At 64.6% G+C, this 12,175-nt stretch carries 9 protein-coding genes; 5 read left to right on the forward strand and 4 right to left on the reverse strand.

The window, feature by feature from the left end; all coding sequences use genetic code 11:
- Positions 1–53: 53 nt before the first annotated feature.
- The 3 genes from BLV94_RS00905 to BLV94_RS47590 form a co-directional block, all read right to left on the reverse strand.
- Positions 54–2,306, reverse strand: a complete 2,253-nt coding sequence (locus tag BLV94_RS00905; RefSeq protein ID WP_083395389.1) for a PASTA domain-containing protein — start codon at positions 2,304–2,306, stop codon at positions 54–56.
- Positions 2,307–2,516: 210 nt separating this feature from the next.
- Positions 2,517–4,880 (reverse strand): RHS repeat domain-containing protein, encoded by a 2,364-nt coding sequence (locus tag BLV94_RS00915; protein ID WP_074933452.1) that lies wholly within the window; start codon positions 4,878–4,880, stop codon positions 2,517–2,519.
- Positions 4,877–5,065 (reverse strand): hypothetical protein, encoded by a 189-nt coding sequence (locus BLV94_RS47590; protein WP_074933455.1) that lies wholly within the window; start codon positions 5,063–5,065, stop codon positions 4,877–4,879. The genes BLV94_RS00915 and BLV94_RS47590 overlap by 4 nt, the downstream gene beginning before the upstream one ends.
- A gap of 1,046 nt (positions 5,066–6,111) precedes the next feature.
- Here BLV94_RS47590 and BLV94_RS49185 point away from each other — a divergent pair.
- The 4 genes from BLV94_RS49185 to BLV94_RS00955 all read left to right on the forward strand — a co-directional run bounded on the left by BLV94_RS49185 (position 6,112) and on the right by BLV94_RS00955 (position 9,383).
- Entirely contained in the window at positions 6,112–6,768 is a 657-nt protein-coding gene (locus tag BLV94_RS49185; protein WP_074933458.1) for a hypothetical protein, read from the forward strand.
- A 513-nt stretch (positions 6,769–7,281) separates the two neighbouring features.
- Positions 7,282–8,091: an RHS repeat-associated core domain-containing protein gene (locus BLV94_RS00940; protein WP_074933463.1), complete on the forward strand. Its 810-nt coding sequence runs from the start codon at positions 7,282–7,284 to the stop codon at positions 8,089–8,091.
- 133 nt (positions 8,092–8,224) lie between these two features.
- A complete protein-coding gene (locus BLV94_RS00945) occupies positions 8,225–8,470 on the forward strand; it encodes a hypothetical protein (RefSeq protein WP_074933467.1) in 246 nt (81 codons plus the stop codon).
- A gap of 556 nt (positions 8,471–9,026) precedes the next feature.
- Positions 9,027–9,383 (forward strand): hypothetical protein, encoded by a 357-nt coding sequence (locus tag BLV94_RS00955; protein WP_074933470.1) that lies wholly within the window; start codon positions 9,027–9,029, stop codon positions 9,381–9,383.
- Between the two features lie 25 nt (positions 9,384–9,408).
- Here BLV94_RS00955 and BLV94_RS48265 read toward each other — a convergent pair whose 3' ends face one another.
- The gene (locus tag BLV94_RS48265; protein ID WP_143051288.1) at positions 9,409–9,591 is read right to left on the reverse strand and encodes a hypothetical protein; all 183 of its coding nucleotides are present in this window, start codon (positions 9,589–9,591) and stop codon (positions 9,409–9,411) included.
- A 245-nt stretch (positions 9,592–9,836) separates the two neighbouring features.
- On the opposite strand from BLV94_RS48265, the gene BLV94_RS00965 reads away from it, so the two are divergent.
- Positions 9,837–11,333, forward strand: a complete 1,497-nt coding sequence (locus BLV94_RS00965; RefSeq protein WP_143051289.1) for a PASTA domain-containing protein — start codon at positions 9,837–9,839, stop codon at positions 11,331–11,333.
- Positions 11,334–12,175 lie beyond the last annotated feature (842 nt).

Genomic DNA, 12,175 nt, shown 5'->3' on the forward strand with positions numbered 1-12,175 from the left:
ATTGGGATCTTCTGTGGCCGCGGGATCCGCACACCACCGAGACACGGCGGATCTCACTTGATTGGGCGTTCTCGCATCTTCCGCATACGTAATGTGACCGGTGCGTGTGGAGTGATCGGTGTTCCCGCCTGAGGTATGAGTTCGGCGACCCGTGTGTCCGGCCCCGTTGGCCCCTCCACGGATGGGTGGCCTTGGACGCCGGAATCCAGAAGCCGACACATTGCCTCGGCTAGACCATGACCGACCACATCCGGCAGCACAACCGAGAGTCCTGACGAAATAGATAGCGCGACTTGGGTTCCCGGCTCCACTGCGTCTCCGGCCTCCGGGTCCTGCGCGACGACCATGCCGGCGGCCAGGGAGTTGTCCTGCTCCGTGATGGCGCCGACATCGAGATCCAGGTCGGTCAACGTCGCCCGTGCGGCGTCCAGATGGCGGCCCGTCAGCCGCGGAACCTTGATCGGCGTGGGCACCGGCAGCGGCCGCGGGCCCTCCGGCGCGGGCAGGTCCACCAGAGCCCGGCGCAACGAGATCGCTTCGTCGAACGTGAGTCCGAATCGCTCCACCTGCTCCGGCAGCGGTATCTCAAGCAGCGCCGCGCGCGTCGTCCGCGGCGCGTATCGCGACACCCGGCGGGCAAGATCCGCGGCGTCCCCGGACCAGTCGGCGACACGCGGATTGAGCTTCTTGTCAGTCCTACGAAGTGCCGTTCCGAGCACGTCGGCGATCAGCTGGGTATCGAGCAGGTCGACGGTGTTTCGCGGATAACGGTCAGGACTGTTGATCGACTGCACCATCTCCTGGTGGATGCTCGCCGACAAACGGTTGGCATCACGGATCGACAGCTCCGGCCGCACCCTACCGCCCTCCGAGAATCTTTCGACCAGCTTCTTCTCGTAAACAAGGCGGCCTTTGCTGGAAATGACAGTGCCTAGTGGTGGTTCCTGTTCACAGCTACATACCGAGCGGCCAGTGAGAAAGAGATGATCGGTGTACCTTTCGGCGTCCGGCGCTTTCTCTATCAGATGGATGGTTGCTGCGAGATCGACCGAAGCGGGCGACTCGGAGTCTCGGGTAACACCGGCTTGGGTTCTCGACGTGATCTCGGCGTTGAGGGTCACCTGTTCCGGTTGCACATCCCACTCCAGGTACACCTCGCCCTGTTCGTTGTAGCTTTCTATCTTGTAGCCCTTCCCGTCGAAGGTCGTGTCGACCTCGTAGCCGGGAACCGACTCCGGGGGAAACTTCACAGTCGCCTTTTGGACTGTGGTGTATTCAAAGTTAAGGCCGTCAATCCTGGTGCGCTCGGTGACCCCCGGGCCGAAGTCGTCGGCTCCCAAGGTCAGCGTGCCGGGTCGCCGGTCGGGGGTCCGGGTCGGGATCCGGCTCAGGTGAGCCGTTTCGAGGTACGCCTCGACGCAGAACCGCTTTTGATCGGCGGGCCGCGCGACGATGAGCATGAAGTCCTGAATGCCTTCGATCTGGCGTGGACCGTTGACGAAGGTGTTCACCGATTGGTTCATGTGCGGCCGGGGCTGGATGAAGAACGCTGCCCGGTTCGTGCCGACGTGGTAGCTGTTGAGCAGCTGATACATGTGGCTCATCTGTGTCGTGTGCGACAGCGTCTCGCGGCTCTCCCGCGCTGCATCGGTTGTTCGAACATTTTCCGTCCTGCGCTCGGAGAGGTCCGTCGTCGTCGATTCCACACCGCCCGATAGCCCGACGCCCAAGACCTCCGCAGTGGCGCCGACTGATACCTCGTCCCTCACCTCGTGGGACTGCAGCGTCGTCTGGCCTCTTCTGACGTTCACATCGTCGAGTGACCTGGACATGACTTCACCGGTGTCGGTCACCTGCTCGTACATCTCGCGCTTCTTCGGATCGAAATCGACGAAGTATGGATAGTCTTTGAACTCGATGTCACCGGGTTCCGGCGGTGCAACAACAACTTCGAGCATCGCCCCGTAACACGGGTAGGACAAGGTCAAAGCGGCTCCAAGAAACTGACCGAAGTCTGTACCCAAGTTCGCCTCCACCCAGCCGGACCGAGAGACCCGATCCCGAATCTGGATCTCGTCCCCATACGGCTGGTAGCCGGTGACCGAGCAGGACACCTTCAGGTAGCTGATGATGACGCCGTCGATCCCCTGGTCATCGGCTGGGGGTTCGTATTCGAACACCGTGACCGACGACCGCCATCGGAGCGGATGGGTCCGGTCGCAGGCGACCCGGTCCATCATGTCCGGGCTGAACGCGATGCGTCGCCACGGTATGTCTATTGGGATTGAAGAGCTTGCGATCGCCATTAGTGCCCCCTACCCGTTAATCATTGCGAGGCTCGGTCCCTGGTCCACGCTGCTTGCCGTCTAGGCGTAGATCACCCTTCTAGACTCCCACCTCGGCCTGATCGAATGGAGGTTTATGTGCAGAATCGAATGCGTTCGGTGTCTGCCCTGCGCGGTCGGAGTGCTGTTCGTCGTCGCTGGCCGCTTTGACGGCCTTGCGTCACGCGAACGCTAGGGTTTGGCACCTTTTGGTGAGTGGACAGTGACGGCTGGAGCGTTAGGGGTGGCGAGCGAGTTCGGGTCGCGTGGACTTGCCCAGGGGTGGACACCGGATCCTTCCGTGCCCCAGTTCTGTACCTCGCGCGTCAGCGCGGCCGCGGTGAGGCCGGTCGCGGTGAGGGTGCCGAGGACGGCGTGCCGGAAGGCCTCCTCGCGGTACATGTAGCGGCCGAGCCAACGATTGAGATCCTTCGGCATTTCCAGCAGGTTGAACCCCGCGTTGCGGAACGGCTCGGCCCACTCCGGTAACGGCTGGCGATTTGCACTGTGGGCGATGAATATGTGGCTCAGGTCCTTGCCCGCGGCACCGCCCTGCAGTTTCCAATATTCCCTACTTTTGCTCTTGAACAGTCGATTCTCCCGAAACCACCGTTTGACCGCCAGCGTCTGCCTCCCCGTCTGAGCCCTGAGGACGAGGGGCACCTCGGAGCCGAATGCTTGCCAGCTTCCCCGGAGGGCGAGGCGCATGCCTTCGGCAGTCTCGCGCACCGCGACCTCGGCGCTGTTCCACACAGTCACCGGAATGATCCGCTTGATGGCTGGGCCTGCTACGCGGAGGACGCCGCCGGTGGCCATGTCGGTCCCAAGCGTGCGCAGGCTCGGTGCGTCCTCCAGTTCAGGGAACAACCAATGAAACCCGGTCCGCGAGATTGTCCAATAGGCTCCTGATTCGGCTGATGCTATGGCGAAGCCCTGCCAACTCAGCCAGCCGAATCCGCCTGCCGCGGAACCGCCCGCGGAGGTGCCCCCGAACCCCAATGTGACCGCGGCACCTGCCGCGATCCCACCGAGGGCACTGAGCCACCCGATCCCGGCACCAACGACGGTGTAGCCGAAAGGCTTCAGTATCCCCGCACCCTCGTAGTCCTCGGGGTGTTCCACGGCGTCGTAGGCCGAGTAGCCCGCACCGAACACGGCGCCGAGAATGATCGGCACCGCGATGACGGCCGGGATCAACTCACCGGTGGGGTCGAGAAGGTCGACCGGGTCTCCGCCGGCGACCGCATACGGGTCCGCCGAGTTGATGGCGCCCCGCGGATCCCGTTGCAGAAACCGCGCTGTTACCGGGTCGTAGACGCGCCCGCGCATGTCGTACAGGACCGAACCTGTGATCAGGGTGTGACCCGCCCACGTCGGTGGCACATTGGGAGAAGGTTGGGGTGTGGTCCCGTCCGGGCCGAGCACGCGGGTGGCACCGAAGGCGCCGTAGTCGTATCGGGTCTGTACCGCGCCAGCGGCATCGGTGACACAAATGAGGCAGGAGTGGGCGTCGGCATGTCCGAAATGGTCGGTGCCGTCGCTGACCAGCACGATCGGATCACCGGATGGTCCAAAGACGGTTTGCCGCCGTGGGATGCCGGCCCGATCACTTTCGGCGACGGCTACACCACCGAAATACGCTGTCCGACGAACTGTGGGGCCACTTGTGCGCTCCACAACTCGTCCGAGCGGGTCGTATGCCTGCCGGAAGATGACCGACCCACCGGCGCTGACCTGTACGAGACGGCCCGCGGCGTCGTAGCGGTAGTCGAATCTCGGGTCGCGGGTGCGACGCCCGTCTGCGTCGTGCACCACCGGGGCGACCACGATGCCGGCCGGTGTGGTGCGCTCGATCGAACTGGGTGCGTGGTCGGCGTCCAGGGTAAAACGTTCGATGATCAGGCCTGCGGCGGCAGGGGTGCGGGTTTCGTCGATCGCGCCGGCGGCGTTGGCCGTCCAGTTCGTCTCTTCGCCCGGCTGCCCCACAAGGTCCGCGATCCGTGCGAGCTGCTCTGCTGGGCTGGGAGTCGGGCCTGTCGCCACTCCGGCAATCCCGCGGCGTTCCATGGATACCTGGCCGGTTACGTCGTGGTCGTAGACCCGATTGCCGTGTGACACGTCGTCGGTGAGCCGCGCGCGCCGGCGGCCGGTGGCGTCGTGGAGGTAGTGCACGTCGGCGAGAGCGGTTCCATCGGCAGCCAAGTGCCGAACGTCGGTGGTGCGCAGCACGGTGTCGTGGTGCAGCGAAGTTGCGGTTCCGTTGGCCAACTCCCGTCGGTTCAGCTGTTCGCCGCGCGCGAAGCCGTACCGTGCCAGGACCGCACCTGGCGGGTACGTCGTCAATGCGGCGTCTCCGGTCCTCTCCCGCCGGATCTCGGTCACGCGACCGAGCGGGTCCAACAGGTGCCGGTCCACACGCCCGTCGGGGTACCGGAGATCAACATGCCCTGCGGCGTCGTCGTGTTGTGCGTGGGTCCTCCCGCCGGGACCGTCCTCTTCGACCAGCCGGCCCTGCTCGTCCCACCCGAGACCGAGGACCGTGGCCCCTTGCGTCATTCGGACTGGGCGCCCGCACCGTCCCGGTGGATGGTCAGGTCGTCCAGGCTGTCGAAGCCGGGTGCGGCGGTCCACCGCGCTCTTGTGATCAGACCGTCCGCTCCTCGATCGAAGGACACCGAGCATCCGCTGGGCGCGGTCTCGGCCTTCACCTCGCCGACCTCGTCGAAATCTCGCACGTCCACACGGCCACTCGGCCGGATCCGACGTGACCACCGGTCGTCTATCGTCCAATCCCACCGCGTCACGGCACCGGCCGGATCCGTGTACGAGGTGACCCGTCCACCGCTGTCGCGTGTCCACCGGTGCGCAATCGGATCGTCTGCGCCAGCGCGGTCCCGATGAGGTCACCGACTGCGTCGTACTGCAGCGAACACGATGACCCGGAGGGATCCACCGAGCCGGTCAGCAGATCCCTGTCGTCGTAGGCGAACGTGGTCGTTCCCGCATCGTCGGCTTGCTAGCGAGGCGGCGCCGAGGATCCCAGGTTTCCTCCACCCGGTGCGTGCCGGCCGTGTCTGCCGCCACCAAGCAGGTAGCCCGCGCACGCGTACTCGCATGTCACGGTCCCGACGCGTCGATCGTCTCACGCAGCCGGCGCGGAGTCGTAGTTGTACCGGTGGACGCGCCCGTTCGTCGATGGTCTGCACGGCTCGTCGCTGTCGTGTCGGAAGCGTCACCGCGTTCGACTTCTCGGCGGACAGGCCCCTCTTTGTCCCTGATTGTCGAACATCGAGCAGGCTGGCGCTGTCCGGAACCGTGTCTCGGTGATCGTGATGGAGTCCGCTCGTCCGGCGTCATCGTGTTCGCGCCCGGAACGCGGCGGCGTGCCGGGTGTCGACCCAGAGTCCGACCCCGCGCTCCGCCGCAGATCGACTCCGCTCGCCCACGCGGTGGACACCGACGCGGCCGACCGCCGGTCGAACCCTCACGTGAACGGTTCCGCGTGTGGCCGGTCAGACGATCCGGCTGGGGATTGCCGGGGTGACGTATGTACGTACGACCGGTTGGTCACGTCGCGGGATCCGGGCCGGAGTGGCCGGTGTGGACGTGCGAGATTTCGACGAGGTCGGCGAGGTGAAGGCCGAGACCGCGCCCAGCGGATGCTCGGTGTCCTTCGATCGAGGAGCGGACGGTCTGATCACAAGAGCGCGGTGGACCGCCGCACCCGGCTTCGACAGCCTGGACGACCTGACCATCCACCGGGACGGTGCCGGGGCGCCCAGTCCGAATGACGCAAGGGGCCACGGTCCTCGGTCTCGGGTGGGACGAGCAGGGCCGGCTGGTCGAAGAGGACGGTCCCGGCGGGAGGACCCACGCACAACACGACGACGCCGCAGGGCATGTTGATCTCCGGTACCCCGACGGGCGTGTGGACCGGCACCTGTTGGACCCGCTCGGTCGCGTGACCGAGATCCGGCGGGAGAGGACCGGAGACGCCGCATTGACGACGTACCCGCCAGGTGCGGTCCTGGCACGGTACGGCTTCGCGCGCGGCGAACAGCTGAACCGACGGGAGTTGGCCAACGGAACCGCAACTTCGCTGCACCACGACACCGTGCTGCGCACCACCGACGTTCGGCACTTGGCTGCCGATGGAACCGCTCTCGCCGACGTGCACTACCTCCACGACGCCACCGGCCGCCGGCGCGCGCGGCTCACCGACGACGTGTCACACGGCAATCGGGTCTACGACCACGACGTAACCGGCCAGGTATCCATGGAACGCCGCGGGATTGCCGGAGTGGCGACAGGCCCGACTCCCAGCCCAGCAGAGCAGCTCGCACGGATCGCGGACCTTGTGGGGCAGCCGGGCGAAGAGACGAACTGGACGGCCAACGCCGCCGGCGCGATCGACGAAACCCGCACCCTGCCGCCGCAGGCCTGATCATCGAACGTTTTACCCTGGACGCCGACACGCACCCAGTTCGATCGAGCGCACCACACCGGCCGGCATCGTGGTCGCCCCGGTGGTGCACGACGCAGACGGGCGTCGCACCCGCGACCCGAGATTCGACTACCGCTACGACGCCGCGGGCCGTCTCGTACAGGTCAGCGCCGGTGGGTCGGTCATCTTCCGGCAGGCATACGACCCGCTCGGACGAGTTGTGGAGCGCACAAGTGGCCCCACAGTTCGTCGGACAGCGTATTTCGGTGGTGTAGCCGTCGCCGAAAGTGATCGGGCCGGCATCCCACGGCGGCAAACCGTCTTTGGACCATCCGGTGATCCGATCGTGCTGGTCAGCGACGGCACCGACCATTTCGGACATGCCGACGCCCACTCCTGCCTCATTTGTGTCACCGATGCCGCTGGCGCGGTACAGACCCGATACGACTACGGCGCCTTCGGTGCCACCCGCGTGCTCGGCCCGGACGGGACCACACCCAACCTTCTCCCAATGTGCCACCGACGTGGGCGGGTCACACCCTGATCACAGGTTCGGTCCTGTACGACATGCGCGGGCGCGTCTACGACCCGGTAACAGCGCGGTTTCTGCAACGGGATCCGCGGGGCGCCATCAACTCGGCGGACCCGTATGCGGTCGCCGGCGGAGACCCGGTCGACCTTCTCGACCCCACCGGTGAGTTGATCCCGGCCGTCATCGCGGTGCCGATCATTCTCGGCGCCGTGTTCGGTGCGGGCTACTCGGCCTACGACGCCGTGGAACACCCCGAGGACTACGAGGGTGCGGGGATACTGAAGCCTTTCGGCTACACCGTCGTTGGTGCCGGGATCGGGTGGCTCAGTGCCCTCGGTGGGATCGCGGCAGGTGCCGCGGTCACATTGGGGTTCGGGGGCACCTCCGCGGGCGGTTCCGCGGCAGGCGGATTCGGCTGGCTGAGTTGGCAGGGCTTCGCCATAGCATCAGCCGAATCAGGAGCCTATTGGACAATCTCGCGGACCGGGTTTCATTGGTTGTTCCCTGAACTGGAGGACGCACCGAGCCTGCGCACGCTTGGGACCGACATGGCCACCGGCGGCGTCCTCCGCGTAGCAGGCCCAGCCATCAAGCGGATCATTCCGGTGACTGTGTGGAACAGCGCCGAGGTCGCGGTGCGCGAGACTGCCGAAGGCATGCGCCTCGCCCTCCGGGGAAGCTGGCAAGCATTCGGCTCCGAGGTGCCCTCGTCCTCAGGGCTCAGACGGGAGGCAGACGCTGGCGGTCAAACGGTGGTTTCGGGAGAATCGACTGTTCAAGAGCAAAAGTAGGGAATATTGGAAACTGCAGGGCGGTGCCGCGGGCAAGGACCTGAGCCACATATTCATCGCCCACAGTGCAAATCGCCAGCCGTTACCGGAGTGGGCCGAGCCGTTCCGCAACGCGGGGTTCAACCTGCTGGAAATGCCGAAGGATCTCAATCGTTGGCTCGGCCGCTACATGTACCGCGAGGAGGCCTTCCGGCACGCCGTCCTCGGCACCCTCACCGCGACCGGCCTCACCGCGGCCGCGCTGACGCGCGAGGTACAGAACTGGGGCACGGAAGGATCCGGTGTCCACCCCTGGGCAAGTCCACGCGACCCGAACTCGCTCGCCACCCCTAACGCTCCAGCCGTCACTGTCCACTCACCAAAAGGTGCCAAACCCTAGCGTTCGCGTGACGCAAGGCCGTCAAAGCGGCCAGCGACGACGAACAGCACTCCGACCGCGCAGGGCAGACACCGAACGCATTCGATTCTGCACATAAACCTCCATTCGATCAGGCCGAGGTGGGAGTCTAGAAGGGTGATCTACGCCTAGACGGCAAGCAGCGTGGACCAGGGACCGAGCCTCGCAATGATTAACGGGTAGGGGGCACTAATGGCGATCGCAAGCTCTTCAATCCCAATAGACATACCGTGGCGACGCATCGCGTTCAGCCCGGACATGATGGACCGGGTCGCCTGCGACCGGACCCATCCGCTCCGATGGCGGTCGTCGGTCACGGTGTTCGAATACGAACCCCAGCCGATGACCAGGGGATCGACGGCGTCATCATCAGCTACCTGAAGGTGTCCTGCTCGGTCACCGGCTACCAGCCGTATGGGGACGAGATCCAGATTCGGGATCGGGTCTCTCGGTCCGGCTGGGTGGAGGCGAACTTGGGTACAGACTTCGGTCAGTTTCTTGGAGCCGCTTTGACCTTGTCCTACCCGTGTTACGGGCGATGCTCGAAGTTGTTGTTGCACCGCCGGAACCCGGTGACATCGAGTTCAAAGACTATCCATACTTCGTCGATTTCGATCCGAAGAAGCGCGAGATGTACGAGCAGGTGACCGACACCGGTGAAGTCATGTCCAGGTCACTCGACGATGTGAACGTCAGAAGAGGCCAGACGACGCTGCAGTCCCACGAGGTGAGGGACGAGGTATCAGTCGGCGCCACTGCGGAGGTCTTGGGCGTCGGGCTATCGGCGGTGTGGAATCGACGACGACGGACCTCTCCGAGCGCAGGACGGAAAATGTTCGAACAACCGATGCAGCGCGGGAGAGCCGCGAGACGCTGTCGCACACGACACAGATGAGCCACATGTATCAGCTGCTCAACAGCTACCACGTCGGCACGAACCGGGCAGCGTTCTTCATCCAGCCCGGCCGCACATGAACCAATCGGTGAACACCTTCGTCAACGGTCCACGCCAGATCGAAGGCATTCAGGACTTCATGCTCATCGTCGCGCGGCCCGCCGATCAAAAGCGGTTCTGCGTCGAGGCGTACCTCGAAACGGCTCACCTGAGCCGGATCCCGACCCGGACCCCGACGGCGACCCGGCACGCTGACCTTGGGAGCCGACGACTTCGGCCCGGGGGTCACCGAGCGCACCAGGATTGACGGCCTTAACTTTGAATACACCACAGTCCAAAAGGCGACTGTGAAGTTTCCCCGGAGTCGGTTCCCGGCTACGAGGTCGACACGACCTTCGACGGGAAGGGCTACAAGATAGAAAGCTACAACGAACAGGGCGAGGTGTACCTGGAGTGGGATGTGCAACCGGAACAGGTGACCTCAACGCCGAGATCACGTCGAGAACCCAAGCCGGTGTTACCCGAGACTCCGAGTCGCCCGCTTCGGTCGATCTCGCAGCAACCATCCATCTGATAGAGAAAGCGCCGGACGCCGAAAGGTACACCGATCATCTCTTTCTCACTGGCCGCTCGGTATGTAGCTGTGAACAGGAACCACCACTAGGCACTGTCATTTCCAGCAAAGGCCGCCTTGTTTACGAGAAGAAGCTGGTCGAAAGATTCTCGGAGGGCGGTAGGGTGCGGCCGGAGCTGTCGATCCGTGATGCCAACCGTTTGTCGGCGAGCATCCACCAGGAGATGGTGCAGTCGATCAACAGTCCTGACCGTTATCCGCGAAACACCGTCGACCTGCTCGATACCCAGCTGATCGCCGACGTGCTCGGAACGGCACTTCGTAGGACTGACAAGAAGCTCAATCCGCGTGTCGCCGACTGGTCCGGGGACGCCGCGGATCTTGCCCGCCGGGTGTCGCGATACGCGCCGCGGACGACGCGCGCGGCGCTGCTTGAGATACCGCTGCCGGAGCAGGTGGAGCGATTCGGACTCACGTTCGACGAAGCGATCTCGTTGCGCCGGGCTCTGGTGGACCTGCCCGCGCCGGAGGGCCCGCGGCCGCTGCCGGTGCCCACGCCGATCAAGGTTCCGCGGCTGACGGGCCGCCATCTGGACGCCGCACGGGCGACGTTGACCGACCTGGATCTCGATGTCGGCGCCATCACGGAGCAGGACAACTCCCTGGCCGCCGGCATGGTCGTCGCGCAGGACCCGGAGGCCGGAGACGCAGTGGAGCCGGGAACCCAAGTCGCGCTATCTATTTCGTCAGGACTCTCGGTTGTGCTGCCGGATGTGGTCGGTCATGGTCTAGCCGAGGCAATGTGTCGGCTTCTGGATTCCGGCGTCCAAGGCCACCCATCCGTGGAGGGGCCAACGGGCCGGACACACGGGTCGCCGAACTCATACCTCAGGCGGGAACACCGATCACTCCACACGCACCGGTCACATTACGTATGCGGAAGATGCGAGAACGCCCAATCAAGTGAGATCCGCCGTGTCTCGGTGGTGTGCGGATCCCGCGGCCACAGAAGATCCCAATGCGAGGCTTGTCCGGGGACTGGACCAAGTCCGACAAGCACGCCCGAGTATGTAGGCCCCGTTTTCGACGTAGCGCCGCCGTCCGGTACGCCATCGCCGGTGTTGAAGCACGCGCCGTCGACGTCGCGCCCGTCGACGGCGTTGCATAGTTATGCGGCAGTGTCTTCTTTCATTCGTTCGTTTCGACGCACTGATTCCGTGAAACACATCAATCGACGCGGCGGTGGAGCTGCAAGCGGAAGCGATTCGAATGCAATCAATGCTGGTATTGCTTGCACTGCAGATGCCGGTCTATTGGGCGGCGCGGGGCCGATCATCTCGACGTGGCAGGGCCAGATGTCTCAAGCAAGCTTTTAGTCGATGGTGGGTGTTTCCACTGGGGCGGTGCCTCAGTAATGGCCGTTACTGGGGCACCGGACGGTGAGACACCGGAGGGGAACGGCGAGTGGATCACCTTGGGGTCCGGTGTCGGGGGCTCGACTGTAGGCTGATCGCCTGCTAGGCTCCCTCGGGCCCGGTGGCCGGCCACCACCGACCGTCTACGTCGACCGTGCATTCCGCAGCTTCCGCGTGATGACGAAGGTCCGGAGTGCGACCCTGCGCGTACGCCATCACGATCATCCGAGGCAATCCGATGTTTGCTGATTCCCGGGTACTTCGACACCGCCTCGCGGATCTGTGTCGGATCGAAATCCGCGCCCGCTGCATCTGATCGAGCATCGTGTCACGCTCGTACTCGGTAATCAGCCCCGCGGCGCACTGTGCCTCCGGTGACGCGCATCCGCCCAGCCCGACCTTGATCCACACTGATCCTGATGCTCACGCGCGAGATCAGACATGCCGAACTCGTTGCTGATCGCACGGTTGTCCTTCCAAACCGTCCGCGCCAGCGTGCTCTTCGATATCTGGAGCTCGTCAGCCGCGTCGCGAACCGACATGCCCCAACTCGTCCCGGCAAGCAATGCGCGGCTACTACTAATAGTCGATCGCGAACTTCCGCCCATGCAGCGGCCTCTCGCGCCGCCAATTCGTATGCTGCCAAATCTGCCTCTGGCGCGCTCTACCGAATTCATGTGTCCCACTGTAGGACACGGGCCTGATAGTTGTCCCACTGTGGGACGTATCGGAACTGTCCGTTTCTGAGCACAGATCCGTGAGACACATCAACCGCGGTGGTGGGTGGGTGCCCAGTGAGGGCG

The sequence above is a fragment of the Rhodococcus koreensis genome, assembly GCF_900105905.1.
GTDB classification, from domain to species: Bacteria; Actinomycetota; Actinomycetes; order Mycobacteriales; family Mycobacteriaceae; genus Rhodococcus_F; species Rhodococcus_F koreensis.